Source organism: Clostridioides sp. LIBA-6622, assembly GCF_056716095.1.
This window is the reverse complement of sequence record NZ_CP196998.1, coordinates 621,210-646,219: the sequence shown is the minus strand read 5'-3', so window position 1 is coordinate 646,219 and position 25,010 is coordinate 621,210. Positions and strand designations below refer to the sequence as shown.

Genomic DNA, 25,010 nt, shown 5'->3' with positions numbered 1-25,010 from the left:
AAAAATCATTGGAATCTCAAAATAAGTTTAATAAAATAATCTTAAATCTACATCTATACTGATATAGAAAACTTTATCTTGCTACCTTGATATATTTGTTATCTCATTTTATATATCTAGGTAGCAAAATATATTATATACTTAATTATATAAATATAAAACTTGAAAGGAGATTAGACATTGATTTCGATTTGTATTTGTGATGATGAAAAACAACAGAGAAACATGTTAAATAAAATCATTACAAGAGAGATGGATTTATGGGGTTACCCATGCCAGATAAAAGAATATTCAAATGGTGAAAGCCTAATATACAACCTAGAACACGAAAGCTATTATATGGATATTATTTTTTTAGATATTGAGCTTGGAGAAAGTAATGGTGTTGATATAGCAAAGATTATACGAAAATACTCAGAAGATACTATAATCATCTTTGTAACAGGTTTTTCTGATTATGTGTTTCATGGATATGATGTGGGTGCTTTGAACTATATATTAAAACCTTATAAAAGTGAAAAAATATGTGAGATACTAAAAGAAGCACTAAAAAAACTAGAACAATGGAAAGAAAACTTTATTACAGTTCAAATTGGAACTAACCTTTGTAAAATCAATATGAAAGATATTATCTACTTTAAAAGTGAGCTAAGAAAATTAACTATAGTAACCCCTGATAGAACTTTAGAATATTATGGAAAGTTAAATGATATGGAAACTACTCTTCCATCTAACTTTGTACGAACACATCAAAGGTATATTGTTAATCTAAACCATGTAGATAGTATAAATCAAACTTATGCTAAAGTTCATAATGAAAAAATTCCTATAAGCCGTCAAAAATATCAGGAAGTTATAGGAAAATTTACAAGGTATATGTTGGAAACTTAATTTTAAGAAGGATATTAAAAATTTAAATTCAAGAATGAATTAGAATCTTTATTTTTAAAGATATATTAAAAATTTAAGCTCAAGAATGAATTATAATCTTTATTTTTAGAGATATATTAAAAATTTAAATTCAAGATAATATATTAAAATCCTAGTTTTAAAATACATATTAGAATACGATTTTTTAGAAAGGTATCTTAGATGAACATTTATTCTTTAATTAATAATGGCACAACTTTTATCATAGTCTTAATTAATATTTACATAGCCTTTTTTCTTTATAAATTGACTTCTTATTTTATAGACTTTAGAAATCATTGGATTTTTAAAGTCATATTGATTTTAGGCTACTCTATTATTAGTCAAATGATAATATGGGCTTCTGACCCTGTAAATATTCTATTTACATTACTTGGATATTTGCTAATGCTTATAATCTGTAGTAAAAGTAGATTGATTCCCATAGTATCAATTATCATGATACTCTACCCTATTATAGTTGGTATCAATTTTCTTTTTATAAACAATCCTCTATATAGGGAACTTATCTGTTCAAGTGAGTATCTTTTAATACTTTCAATTGTCAAGACAGTTTCTGCCCTGATTAAACTATTGTTTTGGTTTTTAATACATATGTTCTTAAAAAATAGATTGGTCAATATAAAACAGTACCTGTCAAATAAGATATGGATTTTTATCGACATGGTCTGTATAGCTTCATTTTTATCGATATTAATTGCTATCATTCTACCACCAACTAATTTAATTCCTATGGGTTATAAAAACAATATTGTCTTAGGTGATTCTTATGGTACTTATATAATTATTTTATCAGCAATTATAGCGAATATTGGCGTAATACTTCTTTTACAACCACTAATTGAAAACGTAAAGATGAAGATAGAAAATCAAGCAAATCACATAAAAGAAAAATACTACAACTTACTAGAAAATCAACAGATTCAAATACGTAAAATACGTCATGATATGAACAACCATTTTCAAATGATTGAATCATATTTAGAGGTCGAAGATATTGACGGAGCTAAAGAATACTTTAATCAGTTGAAAATAGGTCTTGGCACTCTTAATGGCAAGCAGTTTTGTAAAAATCAAGCTCTTAATTCAATTTTAAATCTTCGCTATGCAAGATTAGAAGAAAATGGAGTTGATGTCCATTTTAATATAGATATAGACAATCACTTGGGTATAGAGCCTATAGATTTATGTACTATTTTTTCAAATTCTTTGGATAATGCTATAGAAGCATCTTTGAAAATATCGGATTTGACAAATAGAAAAGTAGTGTTAAAAGCTCGTTGTGAAAAGGAGTATTTTAGCTATTTGTTGACCAATAACAAAGTAAATCCTATCAATAAAAAACATGAATTATTTGTTTCAGATAAAAAAGATATTACTTCTCATGGGTATGGGATTGAGAATATTAGAGGAATTGTCGATAAGTATAATGGCGAATTGAATATTTCTTATACAGATAATGAATTTTCTTTATTTCTTTATATTAGATTATTTTAGTTTGTTAGCAAAAAACTAATATACAAATCACATAAAAAACTGACACATATATAGAATCAATAGCAATATTTATTAGTTATTGGTTCTATATTTTTATAATTACACCTTCCAAGTTAAATAAGTTTATTGACAAATGTATGACATCGCCTTATACTAAAATAAAATGACATAATGTCATACAAAAGGAGGTAGATTTAGGTGATTCAACAATTATCAGATGCTGAGCTTGAAATTATGAAAATTATTTGGTCACATGATGAACCAGTACTTTTTGCATTTCTTTTAGATGAGTTAACATCAATAGGTAAAACATGGCAAAAAAACACACTAATAACACTCTTAGCTCGACTTATGGATAAAGGGTATCTAAAAGCAAAAAAATTAGGACGCCGAAATGAATACACTCCCCTTATATCAGAATCAGAATATCAGACAAGCCAAACAAAAAAACTACTTGATAAAATCTATGAAGGAAATGTAAAAGGTCTTGTCTCTAATTTAATTCAAAGTGATTTGCTAACTGATGAAGAATATGATGAATTAAAGGAACTTTTGGAAGGGGGGAAAGATAAATGAACAATATCTTAAAGGTATTCTTATCAATGTCCCTTTCTGGTTCACTGCTTATTCTAATTCTTTTTTTACTCAAGCAAATTTTTAAAGACAAGATAAGCAGGCAATGGCAGTATTATATCTGGCTAATTGTCATTATGAGACTACTATTACCATTTACACCAGAAACAAACTTGATGGGAACTATTTTTCAGACATTCGACAATACTACATATCATACTGAAAAATATCTACCCACACAACAAAATCAATCTATTTTGAATGATGACAAAAATACCCAAACTATAAACAATGAGCAAAACAATCAAAGAAATATAAATAAAACAAAACTATCTACTAGTAACCATGCAATACAGGACATAATTACCTTATTAGCAAATAATATTTGGATAATTTGGTTGATAATTGCTCTTATCCTATTCGTAAGAAAAGTAACAATTTATCAAAGCTTCGTGCGATACATAAAAGCTGGACAAGTTCCTATTTCAGACACAGAACTATTAGACAGACTTGCAATTATTGGAGGTCAAATAAAAATAAAAAGAGCTATAGAACTTTGCATCAATCCCCTTATTTCTTCTCCATTACTAATTGGATTTTTCCGACCATGTATTGTACTACCAAAGGTTGATATTGCAGAAAAAGATTTTCAGTATATTATTCTACATGAACTTACACATTATCATCGATTGGATATGTTCTATAAATGGCTAGTACAAATTACAGTTTGCTTACACTGGTTCAACCCTCTTGTATATTTTATGGGAAAAGAAATTAATAAAGCATGTGAGTTTGCATGTGATGAAGCAATTATCAAAAAACTAGATTCGAGTAATGTGCAAGACTATGGAAAGACTCTGCTAAACTCTATAGCAACTGTTGGAAAATATAAAGAGTCCCTTGCTTCTGTCACTCTGAGTGAAAGCAAGAAATTACTAAAAGAAAGGTTGGGTGCGATTATGAACTTTAGAAAAAAATCAAGTTTAGTAGTCTTTTTTACTCTTATAATAACTGTTTTATTTACAGTTGGAGCAACGGCTATTGGAGCATATACAGTACCACAAATCCCAGTTGATAACAACAAAAATATAAATTCTAACTCTACTAATAACAACTCGAATTCAGGAACACAGGAAAACAACAATAAATCAACAGACAATACAAAGAATCTCGACATTTCTAGTAGTGGTAAATTGCCAAACAATATAAAAAATCTCGATATGTCTTTTGATATTTATAATGGTGGTGTGGAGATACTTCCTTCCTCTTCCAACGAAATAAAAGCTAGCTATGATGGTGAATACTATGATGTTCATATTACAAAAGAGAATGGTAAATGGATTGTTCGTATATCTGGAAAAGTTTCATTAATGGGTAAAACAGACTTTGTTAAGCTTTATGTACCAGATGTAAAACGTGTTATGAATGTCAAAGTTCGTAATGGTGATTTTAGTTATAATTTGCCAAATAATTGTACAGATGTAATAAATATTAACGCTGCTAATGCAGGAATTCAATTTACTTCAAAAAATAAGTATGATAATAGCAAGATTTCCCTAACAGCTACAGATAAAAACTTCTTAATATATGATTTACTTGTTTATCCTAATTATTTTACTAAGACAGATACTGGATTTAAGTATAAAAAAGGCACTGAAGTAACTCAAATTGCTATTACTCTAACAGGATATACTGATGTTGAATTTAAGTAAAATTTTATGTCAGAAATATTTTATCAATAATTGTTATAATTTAAGAAAAAAAAGAGTTAGATACTATGATAATAATAGATTTTTTAATTAATAACATTCAAAACATCTCATTATGAGCAAATTGAATTAATATATTATATAAGTCTAAAAATCAATACTAATGAAATATTAGTTAAAAAATACTAATTCTTAAATAGCAAAGTTTAATGGAATATATAAGAGTATAGATATTTATAATAAATATTCAAAAACTATTATAGGCAAATATCCTATAAATTTCTAATATACATAAAAAATAGATTCTTATGAACTCATTTTTTACTTTTTATACAAAAAAGGAGATGTTAAAACTTTTTCTTTAAGACATCTCCTTTTTTCTTTTAATCAACTTTAAATCTTCCTATAGTTTTCACACCTTCTTTATCATAAAGAGGTATACTTTTTTTAAATATATTAAAACTTCTTTTTCTTGTATATAAAACGGCTTCTTCTGGTGTTTTTGGTTGATTATCACAATCGTACAAATCTCTTTTTCTTACATACCCTACTTTCTTTCCTACTCCTACTGCTTGTATAAGTTCTGGCTCAACTAAAGCTCCCTTTGAATCTGTTATAGATATACCATATGCCTCTCCATTTTTATTATAGCTAATCTTACCAGCAGTATTTCCCAATATATCTCCATTTTGTTCAGAATTAGCATTGATAGAAAACATAGACCCAACTATTATAAAAGTTAATAAAAACTTAAAACCTAATTTAATTTTCTTTTTATCTTTACTAAAGATATTATTCAACCTCTTTTTTAAAATAATATTTTTTTCATTTCGAAACTGAGATACACATGTTGAATATTTTAATGTTTTTTTATACTTTATTGTATCTAATATTAGATATGCATATTCTTCGATTTCACTTGAAGTATATTCATCAATTACAATTTCATCACAAGATAATTCACATAATTCATTAAATTGTTTTTTTAATAGATAAAAAATTGGATTAAACCAGTATATTGTACATACAAAACTAACCATAACTTTAAACAAATTATCTTTTCTTTTATAATGAACTAATTCATGTCTAAATATAAAGTTTAATTCTTTACTACTGTATTCTTTTTCTGGAATTATTATTTTATAATCTCTTAATCCTATAATGGCAGGAGAATAAATTCCTTTAACTCTATATACTTTAAATCTTCTATTCATATTTAATTTTTTTACTTGTTCATCTAAAACATTAATAATATCTGCATCTAAAACTTCTTCTTGCAAATTTTCCACATAGCTATAAAATTTTAAATTGTCTTTTAAATAATAAAAAGATATTAATATAATACCTAGTATCCAAATATACATAAATACATCTAGATTAATACTATAACCATATGATATATAACTATCAATACTGTGTTTATAACTCTTAATTATGTTACTGTTGATAGCCAATATATTTAAATTTATTTTAGATATAAATAACATTCTAAATACTATTAATATACATATTAAATGATAAAACTTATAACCATATCTATTTACTTTTTTAGTAAGTAAAATAAACAAAAGAATTGGTACACTTATATAAATATTTAATTTTAAAATCTCGATAAAAAGTTCCATAAGATACTTCTCCTACTTTCTTTTTTTTATCCATTTTTCAAGTTCTTTTATATCGTCATCTGATATCTCAGTTTCACAACCTAGTGATGAAATAAAGCTATGAATAGAATTCTTATGCATAAATTCAAAGAAATCTTTTGTTTCAAACTTCAAATACTCTTCACGCTTAATCTTAACAGTATACACAGTATTTCTACCATCTTTTTCAAACTCTAAAAACCCTTTGTCGCTCAATCGAGAAAGAACTTTTCCTGTAGTCCCTTTTGTCCATTCATGATAATCTTCCATAAAATGAGCTACTTCTCTTGCAGGTATCTTATCCATATCTTTATCCCAGATAAAATTCATAACTAACAATTCAGACTTTGGTATTTTTTTCAATATAATCACACACCTTTAAATTTATTTTATTAGACATTTGTCTAAAAGTCAATCTATAAATATTATATTAATACAAAGGTATGAAGTAAAAAAGTTCTGTTTTTCCTCTATACTTCTCAAAAATAAAAAAAGGCAATCAATACTACTGCCTTTTTTTATTTCAATTCATATAATATAATCAATCTAATATCCCTTTTTATGTAACTTCATACAATTTAATAAACTTAACTTTTCTATCTTTATATAACTTACTCGTATTAAAAACCAATAAGTAACCTAATAAAAATATATAAATATATTTCTAACTATACCTATTAGAATACAATACTTTTGCTTTTTCAGTAAATTCTTTAATAAAATCTGACTTACTATCTGTATAAGCATCACGATTATGCTCATACTTCTTCCATAGTTTTAACTTAATTTCTTCATACTCCTTAGCGATGCTTGGATTATCAATTAAATAATCTCTAAAAAACAACTCATCATTATCACCTGCATACCTTATATGCAAATGAAAAACTCGTTCTTCAAAACCATCTATTGTATATCCTTTATTAAGTGAAACTCTGCTGCTACTCTCAGACATACAAACATATCCCATTGATTCAATTAACTTTTTAATCTCTTTCATACTACAATTATTCATTATCTCAATAAGTATATCAACAATTGGCTTGGCATAGATTGTACTTACAGAAGTACTTCCAATATGACTTATTCTAACAATATTTTGCATAGGTAATACCTTAGTTAATCTACATTCTTCTTCTTTAAACCAATCTTTCCAACATTCCTTATGGTCAGTCAAAACTATTGGGAACAACTGCCATAATTCCTCTAAAGTCATATCTTCCAATTGCTTTCTCATAAATCAATCTTTCTCCTTATAAACTAATTATTTTAAATACTTAATCTATCTATTCGATTACTCTAATTAACACCTTTATAGATAATAATGTATTATACCACTAAAATACTATAAAAACTGATTATAAATTTTATATGCCTAAAACCTCTTTATATGACTAATTTTATATATTAATCATCTACATGAATATTAAACTCATATGTTGGTTTTGAGTTAGCTCTATTTTCAATAGGTGACTGTTTATGCATTGGATAAGTCAATGGATTATAACAGATTGTATCAAATCTAAAATATGTAATAGAAGATAACAAACATAAAATTACCACCATCAAAACACCATTTCTACATCTTTCATTAAACATATTAGACACTCTTTTTCTAATATCTGACTCCTTATGTAAACCAGCTACAAAATTATTTGAATAACTTGAACCTTTCCTCATCGCACTTATTATAGTAAGCGCATAATCCTGTCTTTCCTCTACAGTACAGTTCTTTAAAACCCTTTCATCACAATAAAATTCACAATCTAAATCTATAAACTTCTCCATTATATATATAAAAGGATTAAACCAATAAACACATTTTAAAAATAGCACCAAATACTTAATATAAAGGTCTTTACTCTTAAAATGCATAAGCTCATGCCTAAATATCCAATCTAGCTCTTTTAATGTATAATCATATGGTGGTAAAATGACACTTGAATTAAAAAACACTGGAGTTTCAACTTCATAGGAATATTTAAGTTGTATCTTTTTATTTATACTAAGCTCCTTTAATAAATTCTCATAAAGACTTTTTATCTCTTTATCCTCCACATCATAAGATAAATCATTTATCAAAATTTTAATCTTAATATATTTACAACTAATATAAACTAAATATATTATTATACTGGCAATCCAAATAAATAATAAAATACTATTTTTCGAGGTAAAGATAGTATTAAAATTTTCTAAATATACCTTATTAATAGTATATAGATATTCCCTCCTATTAAATGTAAAAGTATAGTATGTAAATGGTAGTAATAACTTAATAATCACAATCAACCAAATATAATAATTAAATCTTTTGCTAAATCTTTTAAATATAGTCATTCTAAAACTCAATAGGATAACTATACATAAATCACTTAATACAACAGTCCTAAGAATATCATTCAAAATCAAATTCATATAGCCACCTCTCTTCTTTTAAATCTAGAATAACTAAATATGTCAATATAAGTCAATCTTATCTGTAAAATACTTAGCTTACTAAAAAATTATACTATAAATGTCTAGAAATCTCTTACTTGTACGTTATAATTATATATAACTCTTGCTAAAATAAATAATACTTAAATTTAATTCACATTTTATAAAACAAAATCTATAACTAACACTATATAAGATAAATTTATAAAAAAGGAGCTTTAATATGTTAAACAAAAAAATTATACTTTTGATTATTTTGGTAATAACTCTAATTTTATTAACTACTATTCTTATTTTCACTAACAAAAACACTAATTATAAATCAAAAGAAGTTTCCAAAAATAATGAAGAAATAGTACCTAAAAATTTAGACAGTTTAAGTATAGAGCAATTAATAGAAATTAGAGATAAAGCTATTGATAAGAATTTAGAGGGTCTCAAGAAGTTTGGTGAAGATTCAGTTAAAAGACGTAAAGATTCAATTTTAAATTTTGAATTTGGACTAGTTGCTTTTGTTGACAAAAATTATAGCGATTTTACTGAAAAGGATAAGCTGATAAGACAAATTAATATTGTTAACTATCAAAACTCTATAAACGATATAATGGACCCTTCAGGCTCTTTCTTTAAAGTAGCAAATCAGAGTTATCAAGTTAATGAATTTATATTGAAAAATGGAAAAGATTATAAAATTGGTACATATGAATATGTAGAATTTTTAATTCATAATTTAGAAGATGTGTGTAATTTTGTTGATTTTGATATCAGAGATGTAATAGAAATTGTTGACCCTTCAATAAAGTCAGATTTTTCAGACAAACAAAAAGAATCTTTAAATAATGAATTAAAAAAGATGTATTCAAGTGACACTCTAAGTACAAAAATTAAAAAAGAAATAAAAATTTGGGAAAATAATTTAAACATTAATTAGAAGCAGCTACCTGTCTGCACACAAGTATGGCGGAAAATCTAAAGATTTCCGCCATCACACCAATATAAAATATTATTCTCATCATTTCTTTAATGTTTTTTTCAAATACGCAACATCTATCAAATTTACTGTTTCAAACTTCCCCTTGTAAAATAATGCGAAGTTATTAAAAACACAGGGTAATTCCTTTGATTTTTGTAATGTGTCTATTTGAATAAATGAAGCTGGAACATCATGTGTTGTGCAATACTCTCTTAATCTTTCAATATTTTGATAGATAAATGGACATTGCATATCATAATAAATAGTTAGTTCCTCACTCTCGATTTCACATGATTTTGCATTTTGATTGAATGTTGGTGTTGTTCCATCAAAAGAAAGTGCAAGTAGCTCATATCCATTATCAGTAGTATCGACGACCTCGAATCCAAACTTTTTCGCAAATGATTGGTCTGAAAGCCATGCTTTTTGTTTTTTAGCTCCAAGCATACAAACACCAGATTTACCATTTTCTTTAGCATCTGCCACACAATACTCCATTAATGACTTCGCATATCCTTTTCCTTTATAATCACCTAATACCCACAAGCAATAGACATAATAATAGTTATCACCAGTAATCGGAACCCATGCAGTCTCAAGAGGTGCATACTCAATAAATACAGTACCCTTGACATTTAATTTTCTAAAAGTATGCCCTTCTTTCAATCGTTCAGAAATCCATTGCTTTTTTGCTTCAATACCTTGATGTAGCTTTCTTGTACGGATAATACAACACAAATGTTCATCGACAAGATTTTCTGATGTCAAGTTTACAAATTCATCACACATATTTAAATCTTCCTTTTTTCCAAATTTATTTTTTTCAGTTCAATAAACTGTAATTTACTATTTTACATACAATCAATTTAAAGAATTTATCAATTCTTGCACTTCGTTAAAAAATCGAGATAAATGAAAACCATCGGCAACAGCGTGATGAATATTCATTGTAAGGGGCATAATATAGTTTCCATGCTCCATCTCATATTTTCCCCAAGTTATTACTGGGGCAAGGAATTTTCCCTCATCAAAAATATGAACATCAAAATGTTTGTATTTTATCCAGGGCAGGCAAGATACATCAAAAAAGTTTGGAGGCTGATTTTCTACAATAGCACGATTATTTTGACATTCCAATTTATCAATCATAAATATTTTATGAAATTTAAATAAATCATCTGAAAAAGATGTAACTAATTTTGTAAAATTTTCATCTTCCTTGTGAAAGTCAACATAAGATGGGGAAATATATTCCCATTTTATCAAATTGCCATCACTGTCCCAGCTATACTTAAATTCATCATGTGCATTGACGATTTTTGATACAGTCCATATCATTGAGGGATAAAACTTCAAGTTGTTGCTCTTTGTAAAATCAATTAATTTTGTTACATCAATGTCAACTGTTAGGCTCATAACAATACGCATATTATCAATGTAGAATTTAAACAGTTTCCCTCTACTCCATTCATTCAAATCAATTTTTGTATAATTATATTTCATATCAATTCTCCTTTACATTTTAAATTTCCAGTAAAATGCAAGGCTATTTGGATAGCATATTGCTCCATACAAGTCTATTCCATTAAGCCCTGCATGGAGATATAGCAATACAAAGTTTCATAAAGTCACCTCCCAAAATTCAAAATTATTGAACTCTACATTTTCTTAAACTATAATTCAGAAATGGTCACTAGTCTTGCTTACTTAATTCCAATTTTTATTTATAATTATAACATGAGGTTTAAGTATTATCATTTCTTTTAAAATTTTATAAAGATACCTATTAACCCATGTCTTTTAAATAATGATAGAGCATTGCTTCTAAACATCCCCTCTACAACTCATCTATTAATAAGTAGATAATCAATCGAAAATTAAATCATATGTTGTGTTATAGCAATTAAAAAGAGATACTCAATTATTAAGTATCTCTCTGCACTCCTTCTCATACAACTATTATAACTTTCCACATAATATAAATATACAATTAGTCCATATAATCTCATTAACAAATATATCCATTAATTTATTTTACCAAACTATTTACATCTAAAATGTCATACTTTTATTTTCTCTTATCAATCACTCAATTATCAACTATTAACTATTTACCCAATCCAATATCATCACTTATCTACAAAATATGTGATGTATTCTCTTTACACAAACTTTCCATCCTATCATACACAACACCACTGTCTCTCTCATCTGTCATGGTCACAATTATATCACTTGGCTTAAGAATAGTTTTTCCTCTAGGAATAATCTCCTCTCCACCTCTTTGAATAGCTACCAAAAGACAATTCTCTGGCCATTGTATATCCTGAATTTTTTTGTTTGCAACAGGAGAACCAAACATAACTGAAAATTGGTCTAGTATCTTTTCTCCCCTCTCTCTAGGAGCAGGTTCTCCATTTTTCTCAAGTAATTGCTCCAAAAGACTTTCATAAATAGGTTTTGATTTCATAAGAGTAGCTACAATATATGCTACAATCGAAATTATAGAAAGTGAAAGCATTTGGCTAACAGAACCTGTCATTTCAAAAATTAATATAATACCAGTCAAAGGTGCACGTACAATAGCTGTAAAATATCCTGCCATAGCCAAAAGAACAAAGTTATTTATATAATCTGGGTTCATTCCAAAAACCTTAACACCTATCATTCCAAATATTCCACCTATAAATGCACCTAACACAAGCAATGGAAAAAAGATGCCCCCAGGTGCCCCTGACCCAAAACTAACAGCTGAAAATATAAAGCGTACGACAAAAATCAAAACAACCATTCCAAAAACATATTCGTGACTTGTAAGTGACTCCACCAAATTGTGCCCACTTCCTAGCACTTGAGGCATCATAAGTCCAAGAATACCAGCCATACTAAATGGAATCAACAGTTTCCCAAATGTACCAACTTTAGGAATCTTTTTATATAAAGACTGTACATATAAGGTAAACCAGTTATAAAATGCTCCCATAACTCCTAGAATCACACCTAGAATCACTATCAATCCATAATAATTCTGTGGCAATACATTCCCAATGTCAAACTGAAACACAGACTCCATCCCTAGGAAATTAGCTGAGATATAATCTGCTGTCAAAGATGCTGTCATCACAGAAATTAAAACAGACACTGAAAAGTTCTTATGGACTTCTTCAAGTGAAAACATAACTCCTGCTAATGGTGCATGAAATGCTGCTGACAATCCAGCACTTGCCCCACAGGTTAACAGAAATTTTTCCTCTGTCTTACCTCTATCAAGTGCTCTAGAAAGACCTTTCCCTGCCATAGCTCCAAGCTGAATAGAAGGACCTTCTCTTCCTAATGCAAGACCACCCATAAGTGCCAAAAATCCTCCAATAAATTTGGTTGGCAACACACGCCACCATACCTGCTTGATTTTTCCTGTCATTTCTCCCTCTAGCTGAGGAATACCACTTCCAGAAATCATTGGCTCTAAGTCCACAAGCTTTGATACAATCCAAGCAAGTAGTGCAAGCACTGCAAACCAAGCTATTATTTTTATTGCGGAACCTTCTACAAACGTTAAAATTTGACTAAGCCAGATACCAGCCTGCCCTAAAAGTATCCTATATAAAAGTACAATCAAACCAGCCACAACACCAACCATCAGTCCTTCTCCAATTAAAATTACCTGAAAGTTCTCTGCCCGTTTGATAACATGAGACGTATCCTTTTTCATACTTTTCCTCCTTCTCCCAATAATTCTGTACAATATCAATAAATATAGTCCTTAATCCACTAAATATATAACCTTTATTATTTACTCTTTATATTTAATAAATATAACTAAATGATACATACTAGATGATTATTGATATGTGATTTCATTGTATTTACTACTGAATCAATAATACAATACATTTTTGGAAAAATAAAGGAAAGTCTTATTTTAATTTTGCTTATTCCTACTACTATTCCTCAAATTTCTTTATACAAATAGTAGCATTATGTCCTCCAAAGCCTAATGAATTAGACATAGTATATTTTACTTCTTTTTCAATTCCACCATTAACAACATAATTTAAATCGCAATCTGGATCAAAATTTTTATAACCTACAGTCATAGGAACAAAATTATCGTCTATAGCTTTTACACAAACTATTGCTTCCAATGCTCCTGCTGCTCCCAACAAATGTCCTGTCATTGACTTTGTAGAACTTATAAGCACATCATTAGCTGAATCTTTTAACGCTAGTTTTATTGCATTCGTCTCGTATTTATCATTAATTGGAGTAGAAGTGCCATGAGCATTAATATAATCAATCTCACTTGGATTAATTCCACCCTCATTACATGCAATCAAAATAGCCTGACAAGCTGCTTCTCCTGTAGGGTCTGGACTAGTAATATGATACGCATCTTCTGTAGCACCATACCCAATTACCTCTGCATAAATCTTTGCATTTCTTTTCTTTGCATTTTCTAAACTTTCTAATATTAAAATAGCTCCTCCTTCACCCATGACAAATCCATTTCTATCTTTATCAAAAGGAATTGAAGCTCTGTCAGGGTCGTTGCTATTACTCAATGCTTTCATATTATTGAATCCAGCTAACGTAAATTCAGTTATAGCTGCTTCAGAACCACCAGCTACACAGACATCTAATCTTCCACATTTAATAGCCTCAAATGCTTCCCCTATTGTATGAGTAGATGTCGCACAAGCAGATACTAAAGCATAGTTAATTCCCTTAAATCCATATTTAATAGCAATAGTTCCAGCTGCCATATTTGATATTAACATTGGTATTGTAAATGGTGAAACTCGTCTACTTCCCTTATCAATAAATTTTCCATATTCGCTTTCCAAAGTATTTATTCCACCTATACCACTACCAACTATAACTCCTATACGATAAGGGTCCAATTCCTTAAAATCAGTTCCACAGTCAGAGATAGCCTGCCTTGTAGCTTCAACTGCATATTGGCAATACAAGTCATTATGTCTAACTTCCTTCTTAGAAAATGATAATAAAGGATTAAAGTCTTTTACTTGACCTGCTACTTTTACAGGTAAATCTTTAGTATCAAATCTATCAATCATCTGTATACCATGATTACCTGCTTTTACATTACTCCAAAATTCTTCAATATTATTTCCTATAGGGGATACTATTCCAATCCCAGTGATTACTACTCTATTCATCTTTACTCTCCTTTTCACTATACTCTTTATACATATTACCCCATTCAAACAAAGAAACTAATATAGGTCTCAAAGTCATCCCTAATTCAGTTAAAGAATATTCAACTTTAGGAGGAAATTGTTCGTATACCTCACGATGCACTAGACCATCTTCTTCCATGCTTTTTAGGTTTTGAGACAACATTTTCTGGCTTATACTATCAATTGATTTGCTTAATTCACCAAAACGCTTTTTGCCTCTTATTAATTCTCTTAATATTAAAAACTTCCATTTATCACCTATCATTTGTAGTGTTATTTCTACTGGACAAGCAGGTAAATATTTTTCCATATTCTCCTCCTTAATTAGCTCAAAATCATATGCTTACTTTTAGTAAGTATTATATTCTATCACAATTATTATGTCAAGTTGACATATTTTAATTTTGAAGTTTTTGATATTTTAATCTGATTGTATTATAAAAATCATGCTTCACGCATAACTTTAACTCCTACTATTTATATATATTCTTAATGCTTATACAACTAAAAAAAAGAATAGGATATTTTTCCTATTCTTTTATCTATATTTATATAAACTTAAAACTCTTCATTTTTAATGTATACTTTTAATGTTCTTATATATTATCAGAATCATAAGGAATCCATGAATTATTAAACTCTTTATCCTTAAACAAATAAGATAATCCAGTTATTTGCTTTAATCTAAGAATTTCATCAATCTCCATACCTAGATGCTTTGATATCCATTCATCAGATTTTCCAATTTCACAAAGTTCAGTTATAATAGTACTCATTAAATCCACGTTATGTGAACCTCTTGCGCGATTATGTCGAATAGTACTTGCCATTCTCTCATCAAGAGATTTATCAATTACTGAAACAGGGAGAAGCCCATTTTCTCTATCATAGATATCCTTATTTTCAAGCATTATTCTATAACGATGAAAACCATCTACAATAATATACTTATCTTTTTCCTGGTTATAATAACAAACAATTGGCATTGTATACCCATCCTCTTTAATACTCCTATATAACAACTGCATTTCTGGTTGGGCTACTGTATTTGGATTATAGTCGTTAGATTCTATTTTTTCAATTGGCACTGCGATGATTCCATATACTGGACTTTTATATTTCATAGCATCTTAACTCCTATCTCATGAATTTTTTCATATTTTTTCTTAATATATTCTGTTCTAACTCTTTGCTCTTTTGTTGGACCAAATCCCATAAACTTACACATATGGTCATTTTTTAAAATACAATAACACATTCTTTTCCAACTTGGAATATCTTTGGTAAACTTTATATCGTCTGTATCATCAGGTATATCACCTAAAAACTTAACTCTAATTTTTTTATCTTTTGTATGATTTGAAACTCCATTTAATTCTATTTTATATCCTTTTATTATCAATTCATGTATAACACTTCCTGGCAAACCGCCTCCTGTATTGTGCCAAAAATCAATAGATGTTGAAAATTTCTTAATATAACTATTTCTTATATTTTCAGGTAATGTACCAAGCAAAAAATTGGTGAAACTTTTCCAACTATGTCCATCTGGCAATGTAATACCTCGGTATCCCATAGCTTTTGTTTTTCCATAAATAGAAGTAAAATTAACTCCTTGCACTCTAGCAACCAATTTTATCCATACATCTGGATCTAATACCCTATACAAATTTAGACTATCCTTTGCTGAATCATTAAAAGGAGAAGCTACTCTCATTTTTCTTGGAGCTACCCCAGCTTTATAGAATAAATCATAAATTTTATTGTAATCATAGTTGAACTTATAGTTAGCCAGCCAAACATCTTCTATCTCCCAATCATATATAGGAGATGCTGTCCATACATTTTTAAATTGATTTGTTATCCAACACTTTCCTTTATATCCATGTTGTTTATTTACAATAGCACAATAGCGTTGTAATGATTCTGATGCTCTTGTTCCTAATAAACAAACAACTTTCGCACCTTTATGTTTATCTCTCATCCACCTGCCAAATTGTTTTGCCAAATTTTCTTGGCTCATCTTATACTTATAATGGACAAATGGGTTATTTTCTTGATTTATTATGTATTCTTTAACTGGCATTTTTCTTACCCATAACTTTTCTTTCTCATCATCCCATGGATACCAAAACATCTCATAATTTCCTACAGCTGTCCTTGTAGCCATCGGTAAACACACCCAATATGGCTCAATATCTTCAATATTCTCTTCAAAAGTTTTTTCAACATATTCAGTTGTCATACTGTATTGAGCTTCAAAATCTTGATGAAATACTCCAATTTTGGAACTTATATTATGCTTTCTCTTATAATCCAAGACTAAATTTAATAATAAACCACTATCTTTTCCTCCACTAAAAGATACATAGATATAATCAAATTCACTGAAAATATAAGAAAGTCTATCTTGAAAAGCTTCAAACACATTGGATTTTAAGTATCTCTTATCCATTTGAATTCTCCCCTTTCAATTAGAAGTCTATAAAACCTTACAACGTAGTATTATGCTTTTTTAGCGATAATTAACATAAATTCTACAGTATTTAAATACACAAATCCAACAAATACACATAATTATAATATAATTTTGCTTTTTTATTATAAACTCTATTTTATCATTTTTTTACATTATTTTCCAACAAATATAAATATAATATTTTTTATCCATTAATATTACTATTAATATTAACTACTTTATATTTTATACATATTATATATGTAATACATACAAAACATGACAAGCTATTGTCATAGTTACTTTGTTATACTAAAAGTAAAAATAAGATACTTTATGAAAATGTATATAAAAAATAGTCCTCGGCTTACTTACAAACTTAACAAGGACTTAAGCTTACACTATAAAAATTATCATAAGGATATTAATTCTAATTACAAATTATATGTTTAGGGAGTGAAATCTAATGTATGAACGTATGCTTGAAAAAGACAATACACCTTGCTTATCTCAAATAATTAAATACATAGGTAAAGATGCGTATACACGCTTATGTAAGTTAGAAACTTATCTTGAAACTCAATATAGTTTATCAAAAGAACTTAGATTCCCTTTTGGAAATAATTATGGTTGGGGCTACAAATATAGCCATAAATCTTTTCATTTATGCTATGCTTTTTTTGAAAAAGGGGCCTTTACTGTTATGATTCAGATAGGTGACAAACAAGTTCCAGCAGTTGAAAAAATACTAGTTGCCTTGACTCCAAAAGCTAAAGAATACTGGGCAAATCGTTATCCCTGTGGTGATAATGGAGGCTGGATTAAATATCGTATTTTAGAAGATGCAGACTTACTCGACATTATTCAGTATATACGAGCAAAAAAAACTCCACCTAAGTAAAGTTAATTTTTGATTTTTTTTTAGATATACTATATTTCCTTCGGCTCTAAAAAATCGGAGTATAAAAACACCTTAGCAATATTGTCCACTAGTATATCTATATTTGATTTTTTATAGCATAATAATAAATCTTACCATAACTAAAACATTTATTACTTTCATATGGAAGCATGCTTACAATTTGCGTATTGGGAAAAACATATAACCTTTACCAGTTATAGGACAATTAAAATCATGTACTGAACCAGCAAGAGCAATATTATTTTCATGTAGATGCAAAATGACAGTTTGGAAAGTATCCTTACCCACATTTTCAACATAGATGTATTCATAACTAGGAACAGTCCACTTTGTCCAACCAATTGGTGGCTCTGCATTATCTAAGCATTCTACTCCAGCAAGGTACAACCCATGTGAAAATCCATTTTCCCATGGATTGAATGAACGAGAAAAATCAGACATTGCACCCCATACACCTAAAAGATTTCCAGCATCATCCTTTTTAGCTAGATGAGCAACTTCATCAAAGTGGGAATTTGCATCTTCCCAAAGTTTCTGTATAAATCCTTCACCATCGGCAGTAGAACCTTCCTTCCCGATAATGGAAAAGGAAACTTTTTCACATTTTTGAATATCCATTATAATACCTCCATTCGTATAAACTGCATTATTGTTTTTCTAAGTTTATTTTACCATTATCTACTTCTCGATTCAATTTTTATAAGAGTATATCCTCATATATTCTTGTTGCTCATTATAAGTCTACAGATTTATCCATTATTTATACTATTACTCTATTCTCCTTAAATAGCTATCATTTACTTTTCTGAATAAATTAGAAAATCGTTGAATGATATAGTATTAACTTACACCTATGAGAAAGGCAATTATAGAAGGTACAAAGGAGTTGTGCATTTAGCAAGGTAAATTTAAAACTATGAGTCATCAATTGAGAACATCAAAGTTGATGATATTACCTTAAAGAACCCTATTCATAACCATCTAAACAAATCAAAACAGAATCAAAGTAGAAAATAACATACACTATCTTCTTTATTATCAGTATTTCTGATATACTAATGCTAGTAATTCTTAATTTATAGAGTAATTGTAACTATAAATTATTTATATTTTGCACTACGGAAGGAGATGTTAACCATATTAACTCCATACTTAACATTTAATAATACTTGTGAAGAAGCTTTTAACTTTTATGCTGAGGCTTTTGGAGGTGGAAAAACTCGGTTTGTAAGACTAAACGACAACCCAAACAACCCTATTATACACGCAAATGTAACTTTCACAAAATATGATGGTTGTATAATGGGTGTAGATACAGAGGAACCTGTTGTAATTTCTGGCATGGCGATTTGTGTCGTGTTACCATCTCGAGAAGTTATTGAAGAAATATCTGTAAAACTTGCTGAGGGTGGTACACTTGTGCAAAAATTTTTACCTCACCCACCACCAGATGAAAATGATGGCGGTGCTGAAGTACTTGATAGGTATGGGTATACTTGGTATTTGAGTACATAGACAAAACAAAAAATCTACAACTAATAAATATAATGCAACTAAGACAAATTTAAATTTAATACTTTAATGTAAGCCGTTAGTCCAGCAATATTAACGGCTTTTTTCATATCTATAAAAGAAGAAAATAGAAACTTCTTCACAGTAAACTATATTTTATTTCTTGATATATTTATCATGTACTTCTAACTATCAATGTACAAGCAACAAGATAAAGTATTCTAAATAAAGTAACTGCAAATGAACTACCATCTACTTAAATTATCAAAACTTATATTTATCTTATCTCTAAGATTTATTTATAATTCTTTACGAATACCGACTGCTCTTAACGGACCTAGTAACGACATTCTAGCAAGTATCAGTGCCATTTCCTCTGGGGGTTCTTCCATGTCTTTTTCAAGCCAATGTTGAATTACACCTAAGTCTGCTGAAAGTATATATTGTATAAAATATTCTTCTGAAATTATTGCTTCATCTATATTAAAATTTTTACGCTTTTGTTTCTCAAATAAATTGGTTTCAATAAATATTTTTATCTTTCTTTCAAAAGTAGGGTCACCTTTAGGACCTAAAATAGATTTAATAATTACTGAATTTTTTCTAAAATATTCAAAAAGCTTTACCATAAATGGAAGAGGTTCATTCGAGGCATCTATATTCAACATGTTGACTGAATCAAGATGCTTAGTCTCTTCTTCAATTTCTTGTATGATTTCATTTTCAATCTTCTCTAACAAGTCATATTTATCAACATAATGTAGATAGAAAGTTCCTCTATTTATATCCGCCCTTTGAGTTAAGTCAGTAACTGATATATTGTTAAACCCTTTCTCATCTATTAACTCGGCTAAAGCAGACCTAATCATCTTTTTAGTACGTATTGTTCTTCTATCGATAGTTGTTTTTTTCATGAATTATTCCCTCATTCTATATAAATTTTTTAATTTTAATTAACAATTCTCTAGCAAATGTTCATTACTTAACAGTTTAAATATTATTGTTTATTGTATAAAACAATATAACTATTATAATATACATATAGATTATTAATCAACAATGTGTTCATAAAAAGTATTGAATTAATTTGAAGGATATGTTTAACATAAACTAAAAATTTGCCTTTAATGGATAACATTATAGAATATCCTAAGAACAATATTGATGAAAGAAAAATATCAAATATCGATAAAGTTGTGAAGTGGATATAAATTTAATAATTTTGGTAAATGAATTGATTAATGGAGGACAAAAATGAACAATTTAGACAAAAACAATGTTAATGAAGTTTTAGATATGCTATTAAGAACTCGAAGATCTGTAAGAAGTTTTACAAATGAAGTACCCTCAAAAGAATTGATTGAAGAAATAATTGAAACTGGAAGACTTGCACCTTATGCAATACTTGCAGTAGCAAAACAAACAGATTTCAGACATTTCTTTGTTATTTCAAACAACAGTTTACAAATGGATAAAATAAAAACTATTCTTGCTGATGTTATTAAAACTCAAATATCAGCCCTTGAGAAGGAGGCTGAAAACAACATTACTCTACAATCCTTCGTTGCTTCATTAAAGATGCAAGTTAAAAAGGGGGTTCTTGGGGTGGGGACATCACCTTACCTTATTATTGTAGCAGAACGTCGTGGAATACCAGCTATAGAACAAAAGTCATTATCTCATGTAATGCAAAATATGTGGCTTAAATCAACTGCTTTAGGATTAGGTCTTGAACTTGTTAGTGTAATAGGAAGATTAAGTAATAATAAAGATTTCTGTGATATTTTAGGAGTACCAACAGGTGAATATGGATTTGATGCCTGTGCAATTGGTTTCTCTACAACATCTGTAATTAAGGAAGGTAGAGCTGTTCCTCATCCATCAATAAAATGGTTATAATAAAAATTCCAGCATGGTGCTATCCCAGCATCATGTACAGAAAATAAATAAGAAGCTAGAGAATTGAAATATACATCTCTAGCTTTTTGACGATTGCACCTCCAAAACATATACTAACACCCATATAACTAATTATAAAATTTTACTATATAAAACTTCTTAATCTCAATACCTTAAGCACTCCTACTATATTACTCCATAAATCAGCCAAAATAATTGATATAAATTATCATTTGCTGTTGAAAATACCACTCGCTCGTGCTATACTTAATTTCATAAATGGTAATAAATGTCATATGACTTTATAAATCTATTAATAATAATTATTATTAATTTTTAGTTTTTGAAATGAATATTAAGAATTTTCTAAAATATAAAACAAAAATAAAGTCAATATAGAAAAATTTCATCAGCTACATAAGAGCTATTTCAATCGTGTAAACTACTTTTGTAAAATATACAAATTTACTGATATAGCTCATATAAAGCTTACACACTCTATAAATAGTTTTTGTAAGACATACTCTACTCCTGACATTTATTACTCTATACATAAATATAAATAAAATCTAACTAAACGAAAGGATAAGGTAAAATGAATATTTTAAAAATGAAAAAAACAGGGATATTTTTAGGAGGAGTACTTTTTGGTACTTTAGGTGTTAAAATACTTTCAAGCGACTGTGCAAAAAAAACTTGCACTCGTGCAACAGCAGGAGCATTAAAAGTTAAAGATTCTGTACTTGAAACAACTACTAAAATTCAAGAAAACGTAGAAGATATTTTAGCAGAAGCAAAAGAAATCAATGAGCTGGAAGAATCATCAACATCTAAGGCAAACGCTATACAAGAAGTTTCTAAATGTGAACAAGAAGATACTAAGGCTGAAGCCATTAAAACTGTAGAAGATACTAATTCTAATAGCGTTAAATGTGAAGAAATCAAAGAAAATGATACTGAAGAAAAAAATAGTACTTGCACAGCAGAATAAATTTAACGATTATTATGATTAATAGTATCAGGAGGAAGTAAATTGAATTTTTATATAAAACATGAAATAAGAGGTCGTATACGCTTTGATTTACAACTTGGTAAATTAAACAATAAGCAATCAGATACTCTCTTATATTATTTAACTTCTATAAATGGTATTACTAAAGCAAAAGTTTATGATAGAACTGGTGATGCGGTTGTTTATTACAATGGAGAAAGAAATTACATAATAAAAGAAATCACTAAGTTTAGTTTTAATAATAGCGAAATAGAAAGTCTAGTCCCTGAACATACTAGCAGAGAATTAAATAATTATTATAGAGACAAATTAGTAAACAAACTACTAGTTAAAAGTGTATCTAAAATATTTTTTCCAAAATCCTTAAGATTTTTTCTAATAGGATTTCACTCTATAAAATATTTTAAAAAAGGTATCTCTTCTCTACTAAATAAAAAAATAGAAATTTCTGTTTTAGATGCCACTGCTATAGGTATTTCTATTTTTAGAAAAGATGTCAATACAGCTGGGTCAGTCATGTTTCTTCTTGGTATAGGCGAATTACTAGAAGAATGGACTAGAAAAAAATCTATAGACGATTTAGCTCAAAGTATGTCATTGAACATTGAAAAAGTATGGTTAAAAAAAGATGATACTGAAATACTAGTTCCAATTTCAGAAATAAAAGAAGACGACTTGGTCAGTGTAAACATGGGAAATATGATTCCACTTGATGGGGTTATAGTGTCAGGAGAAGCAATGGTTAATCAAGCATCACTTACAGGTGAATCTCTTGCAGTCAATAAAAGAGAAGGCTCCTACATATATGCTGGAACTGTAATAGAGCAAGGAAATATTGTTATGTGTGTCAAAGAAAAAGCTGGCACTACTAGATTTCAAAAAATAGTAACCATGATTGAGGAATCCGAAAAATTAAAATCTTCTGTAGAAAGTAAATTTGAACATCTAGCAGATACATTGGTTCCATACAGTTTTTTAGGAAGCATATTAACCTATGCAATTACTAGAAATCCTACAAAAGCACTCTCTATATTGATGGTAGATTTCTCATGTGCATTAAAACTTTCCATCCCTATTTCTGTACTGTCAGCCATGAGAGAATGTAACAATCACAACATTACTGTAAAAGGTGGAAAATTTCTTGAAGGTGTTGCATGTGCAGATACTATTGTATTTGATAAGACAGGTACACTAACAAAAGCTCAACCAACTGTTTCAGATATAATTACATTCCAAGATTATAATGAGAAAGAAATGTTAAGACTTGCAGCTTGCTTAGAAGAGCACTTCCCACACTCTATAGCAAATGCAGTAGTCTATGAAGCTGAAAAACAAGGGCTTAGTCACAAAGAGATGCATACAGAGGTAGAATACATTATTGCACATGGTATTTCAACAAAAGTTGATAATAAAAAAGTTATAATAGGTAGTAAACATTTTGTATTTGAAGATGAGAAATGTACTATTCCAGATGGCGAAGAGGATAAGTACAATAATCTATCAGATGAATATTCACACCTATTTTTGGCAATATCGGGCAAATTATCAGCAGTTATTTGCATCAATGACCCTCTAAGAGAAGAAGCAAAATATGTAATTTCAAATTTGAGAGAATACGGAATTAAAAAGATTGTGATGATGACCGGAGATAGTGAGAAAACAGCAAAATCTATAGCAAGTAAAATTGGCGTTGATGAATATTATTCAGAAGTCTTACCAGAAGACAAAGCCAACTTTGTCAAAAATGAAAAACTAAATGGTCGCAAAGTAATTATGATTGGAGATGGAATCAATGATTCCCCTGCTATTTCAGAATCAGATGTCGGAATTGCAATGAGTGAAGGTGCAGAAATAGCAAGAGAGATTTCAGATATTACCATATCAGCAGATAATTTAAATAACTTAATTGTTTTAAAACAGATTAGTAATAAGCTTATGAAGAGAATCGATTTAAGTTCTAAGTTTATTATTGGATTTAATTTAGGTCTGATTTTACTTGGTGTTGGCGGATTTGTTAGACCAAGTACGTCTGCTTTTTTACACAATGCCTCTACTGTTGGAATAAGTTTAAAAAGTATGACAAATTTATTAGAAGACTCTAATTCTTATAACTACAATTAATCCTAATTATGTAAAACTCCTTAAAACATATGTACATATAAAAAATTTATAATTCATATTAAAAAAGCACTTTTAAACAAAATATTTAAAAGTGCTTTTTTAGAATTTTTCATACCTATTTAAA

Annotated in this window: 23 protein-coding genes; 10 read left to right on the top strand and 13 right to left on the bottom strand. The window is 28.5% G+C overall.

Features of this window, described 5'->3' with window-relative positions; translation table 11 throughout:
- Positions 1-180 precede the first annotated feature (180 nt).
- From ACTG47_RS03255 to ACTG47_RS03240, 4 genes are all read left to right on the top strand, one after another.
- Entirely contained in the window at positions 181-891 is a 711-nt protein-coding gene (locus ACTG47_RS03255) for a LytR/AlgR family response regulator transcription factor (RefSeq protein ID WP_479926089.1), read from the top strand.
- 366 nt (positions 892-1,257) lie between these two features.
- The gene (locus ACTG47_RS03250; RefSeq protein WP_479926088.1) at positions 1,258-2,427 is read left to right on the top strand and encodes a sensor histidine kinase; all 1,170 of its coding nucleotides are present in this window, start codon (positions 1,258-1,260) and stop codon (positions 2,425-2,427) included.
- Positions 2,428-2,625: 198 nt separating this feature from the next.
- Positions 2,626-3,003 (top strand): BlaI/MecI/CopY family transcriptional regulator, encoded by a 378-nt coding sequence (locus ACTG47_RS03245; protein WP_169466619.1) that lies wholly within the window; start codon positions 2,626-2,628, stop codon positions 3,001-3,003.
- Entirely contained in the window at positions 3,000-4,712 is a 1,713-nt protein-coding gene (locus ACTG47_RS03240; protein WP_479926087.1) for a M56 family metallopeptidase, read from the top strand. Before ACTG47_RS03245 ends, ACTG47_RS03240 begins: the two co-directional genes overlap by 4 nt.
- 380 nt (positions 4,713-5,092) lie before the next feature.
- On the opposite strand, the gene ACTG47_RS03235 is transcribed toward ACTG47_RS03240, so the two are convergent.
- From ACTG47_RS03235 to ACTG47_RS03220, 4 genes are all read right to left on the bottom strand, one after another.
- Entirely contained in the window at positions 5,093-6,334 is a 1,242-nt protein-coding gene (locus ACTG47_RS03235; protein ID WP_169466614.1) for a M56 family metallopeptidase, read from the bottom strand.
- Positions 6,335-6,346: 12 nt separating this feature from the next.
- Positions 6,347-6,724 carry a BlaI/MecI/CopY family transcriptional regulator gene (locus ACTG47_RS03230; RefSeq protein WP_227832233.1) on the bottom strand — a complete coding sequence of 126 codons (378 nt, stop codon included), beginning with the start codon at positions 6,722-6,724 and terminating at the stop codon, positions 6,347-6,349.
- Between the two features lie 292 nt (positions 6,725-7,016).
- Positions 7,017-7,586, bottom strand: coding sequence for a GrpB family protein (locus tag ACTG47_RS03225; RefSeq protein ID WP_479926086.1), 570 nt, complete (start codon positions 7,584-7,586; stop codon positions 7,017-7,019).
- Between the two features lie 170 nt (positions 7,587-7,756).
- Positions 7,757-8,767 (bottom strand): M56 family metallopeptidase, encoded by a 1,011-nt coding sequence (locus ACTG47_RS03220; protein WP_479926085.1) that lies wholly within the window; start codon positions 8,765-8,767, stop codon positions 7,757-7,759.
- A gap of 244 nt (positions 8,768-9,011) precedes the next feature.
- Here ACTG47_RS03220 and ACTG47_RS03215 point away from each other — a divergent pair, with 244 nt between their 5' ends.
- Positions 9,012-9,719, top strand: coding sequence for a hypothetical protein (locus ACTG47_RS03215; RefSeq protein ID WP_479926084.1), 708 nt, complete (start codon positions 9,012-9,014; stop codon positions 9,717-9,719).
- Between the two features lie 81 nt (positions 9,720-9,800).
- Here the strand turns inward: ACTG47_RS03215 and ACTG47_RS03210 are convergent, their stop codons facing one another.
- The 7 genes from ACTG47_RS03210 to ACTG47_RS03180 all read right to left on the bottom strand — a co-directional run bounded on the left by ACTG47_RS03210 (position 9,801) and on the right by ACTG47_RS03180 (position 17,417).
- Positions 9,801-10,550, bottom strand: coding sequence for a GNAT family N-acetyltransferase (locus ACTG47_RS03210; RefSeq protein ID WP_479926083.1), 750 nt, complete (start codon positions 10,548-10,550; stop codon positions 9,801-9,803).
- A 72-nt stretch (positions 10,551-10,622) separates the two neighbouring features.
- Positions 10,623-11,264 (bottom strand): CatA-like O-acetyltransferase, encoded by a 642-nt coding sequence (locus ACTG47_RS03205; RefSeq protein WP_479926082.1) that lies wholly within the window; start codon positions 11,262-11,264, stop codon positions 10,623-10,625.
- A gap of 634 nt (positions 11,265-11,898) precedes the next feature.
- Positions 11,899-13,473 (bottom strand): ClC family H(+)/Cl(-) exchange transporter, encoded by a 1,575-nt coding sequence (locus ACTG47_RS03200; RefSeq protein ID WP_479926081.1) that lies wholly within the window; start codon positions 13,471-13,473, stop codon positions 11,899-11,901.
- 232 nt (positions 13,474-13,705) lie between these two features.
- Positions 13,706-14,941, bottom strand: a complete 1,236-nt coding sequence (gene fabF / locus ACTG47_RS03195) for a beta-ketoacyl-ACP synthase II (RefSeq protein WP_479926080.1) — start codon at positions 14,939-14,941, stop codon at positions 13,706-13,708.
- Entirely contained in the window at positions 14,934-15,272 is a 339-nt protein-coding gene (locus ACTG47_RS03190; protein WP_479926079.1) for a winged helix-turn-helix transcriptional regulator, read from the bottom strand. The genes fabF and ACTG47_RS03190 overlap by 8 nt, the downstream gene beginning before the upstream one ends.
- A 286-nt stretch (positions 15,273-15,558) precedes the next feature.
- Positions 15,559-16,086, bottom strand: coding sequence for an IbrB-like domain-containing protein (locus tag ACTG47_RS03185; RefSeq protein WP_479926078.1), 528 nt, complete (start codon positions 16,084-16,086; stop codon positions 15,559-15,561).
- Positions 16,083-17,417, bottom strand: a complete 1,335-nt coding sequence (locus ACTG47_RS03180) for a phosphoadenosine phosphosulfate reductase (RefSeq protein ID WP_479926077.1) — start codon at positions 17,415-17,417, stop codon at positions 16,083-16,085. Before ACTG47_RS03180 ends, ACTG47_RS03185 begins: the two co-directional genes overlap by 4 nt.
- 469 nt (positions 17,418-17,886) lie before the next feature.
- Between ACTG47_RS03180 and ACTG47_RS03175 the strand changes: the two genes are divergently transcribed.
- Complete coding sequence (locus ACTG47_RS03175) at positions 17,887-18,321, top strand: DUF3788 domain-containing protein (protein WP_479926076.1); 435 nt, start codon at positions 17,887-17,889, stop codon at positions 18,319-18,321.
- 174 nt (positions 18,322-18,495) lie between these two features.
- Here ACTG47_RS03175 and ACTG47_RS03170 read toward each other — a convergent pair whose 3' ends face one another.
- Positions 18,496-18,960: a GyrI-like domain-containing protein gene (locus ACTG47_RS03170; protein WP_479926075.1), complete on the bottom strand. Its 465-nt coding sequence runs from the start codon at positions 18,958-18,960 to the stop codon at positions 18,496-18,498.
- Between the two features lie 510 nt (positions 18,961-19,470).
- Here ACTG47_RS03170 and ACTG47_RS03165 point away from each other — a divergent pair.
- On the top strand, positions 19,471-19,857 hold the full coding sequence (locus ACTG47_RS03165) for a VOC family protein (protein WP_479926074.1): 387 nt from the start codon (positions 19,471-19,473) through the stop codon (positions 19,855-19,857).
- 296 nt (positions 19,858-20,153) lie between these two features.
- Here ACTG47_RS03165 and ACTG47_RS03160 read toward each other — a convergent pair whose 3' ends face one another.
- On the bottom strand, positions 20,154-20,768 hold the full coding sequence (locus tag ACTG47_RS03160) for a TetR/AcrR family transcriptional regulator (protein WP_479926073.1): 615 nt from the start codon (positions 20,766-20,768) through the stop codon (positions 20,154-20,156).
- Positions 20,769-21,108: 340 nt separating this feature from the next.
- Here ACTG47_RS03160 and ACTG47_RS03155 point away from each other — a divergent pair, with 340 nt between their 5' ends.
- The 3 genes from ACTG47_RS03155 to ACTG47_RS03145 all read left to right on the top strand — a co-directional run bounded on the left by ACTG47_RS03155 (position 21,109) and on the right by ACTG47_RS03145 (position 24,886).
- A complete protein-coding gene (locus ACTG47_RS03155; RefSeq protein ID WP_479926072.1) occupies positions 21,109-21,753 on the top strand; it encodes a nitroreductase family protein in 645 nt (214 codons plus the stop codon).
- A gap of 595 nt (positions 21,754-22,348) precedes the next feature.
- Positions 22,349-22,744 carry a DUF6110 family protein gene (locus ACTG47_RS03150; RefSeq protein ID WP_479926071.1) on the top strand — a complete coding sequence of 132 codons (396 nt, stop codon included), beginning with the start codon at positions 22,349-22,351 and terminating at the stop codon, positions 22,742-22,744.
- A gap of 42 nt (positions 22,745-22,786) precedes the next feature.
- Positions 22,787-24,886, top strand: coding sequence for a heavy metal translocating P-type ATPase (locus ACTG47_RS03145; RefSeq protein ID WP_479926070.1), 2,100 nt, complete (start codon positions 22,787-22,789; stop codon positions 24,884-24,886).
- The last annotated feature ends 124 nt before the right edge of the window (positions 24,887-25,010 follow it).

Bases quoted from the DNA above. Each gene is read 5' to 3' on its own strand.
- ACTG47_RS03250 (WP_479926088.1), top strand. From the start codon at position 1,258: ATGATAATATGGGCTTCTGACCCTGTAAATATTCTATTTACATTACTT.
- ACTG47_RS03240 (WP_479926087.1), top strand. From the start codon at position 3,000: ATGAACAATATCTTAAAGGTATTCTTATCAATGTCCCTTTCTGGTTCA.
- ACTG47_RS03235 (WP_169466614.1), bottom strand. From the start codon at position 6,334: ATGGAACTTTTTATCGAGATTTTAAAATTAAATATTTATATAAGTGTA.
- ACTG47_RS03225 (WP_479926086.1), bottom strand. From the start codon at position 7,586: ATGAGAAAGCAATTGGAAGATATGACTTTAGAGGAATTATGGCAGTTG.
- ACTG47_RS03220 (WP_479926085.1), bottom strand. From the start codon at position 8,767: ATGAATTTGATTTTGAATGATATTCTTAGGACTGTTGTATTAAGTGAT.
- ACTG47_RS03215 (WP_479926084.1), top strand. From the start codon at position 9,012: ATGTTAAACAAAAAAATTATACTTTTGATTATTTTGGTAATAACTCTA.
- ACTG47_RS03210 (WP_479926083.1), bottom strand. From the start codon at position 10,550: ATGTGTGATGAATTTGTAAACTTGACATCAGAAAATCTTGTCGATGAA.
- ACTG47_RS03205 (WP_479926082.1), bottom strand. From the start codon at position 11,264: ATGAAATATAATTATACAAAAATTGATTTGAATGAATGGAGTAGAGGG.
- ACTG47_RS03200 (WP_479926081.1), bottom strand. From the start codon at position 13,473: ATGAAAAAGGATACGTCTCATGTTATCAAACGGGCAGAGAACTTTCAG.
- fabF (WP_479926080.1), bottom strand. From the start codon at position 14,941: ATGAATAGAGTAGTAATCACTGGGATTGGAATAGTATCCCCTATAGGA.
- ACTG47_RS03190 (WP_479926079.1), bottom strand. From the start codon at position 15,272: ATGGAAAAATATTTACCTGCTTGTCCAGTAGAAATAACACTACAAATG.
- ACTG47_RS03185 (WP_479926078.1), bottom strand. From the start codon at position 16,086: ATGAAATATAAAAGTCCAGTATATGGAATCATCGCAGTGCCAATTGAA.
- ACTG47_RS03180 (WP_479926077.1), bottom strand. From the start codon at position 17,417: ATGGATAAGAGATACTTAAAATCCAATGTGTTTGAAGCTTTTCAAGAT.
- ACTG47_RS03175 (WP_479926076.1), top strand. From the start codon at position 17,887: ATGTATGAACGTATGCTTGAAAAAGACAATACACCTTGCTTATCTCAA.
- ACTG47_RS03170 (WP_479926075.1), bottom strand. From the start codon at position 18,960: ATGGATATTCAAAAATGTGAAAAAGTTTCCTTTTCCATTATCGGGAAG.
- ACTG47_RS03165 (WP_479926074.1), top strand. From the start codon at position 19,471: ATGTTAACCATATTAACTCCATACTTAACATTTAATAATACTTGTGAA.
- ACTG47_RS03160 (WP_479926073.1), bottom strand. From the start codon at position 20,768: ATGAAAAAAACAACTATCGATAGAAGAACAATACGTACTAAAAAGATG.
- ACTG47_RS03155 (WP_479926072.1), top strand. From the start codon at position 21,109: ATGAACAATTTAGACAAAAACAATGTTAATGAAGTTTTAGATATGCTA.
- ACTG47_RS03150 (WP_479926071.1), top strand. From the start codon at position 22,349: ATGAATATTTTAAAAATGAAAAAAACAGGGATATTTTTAGGAGGAGTA.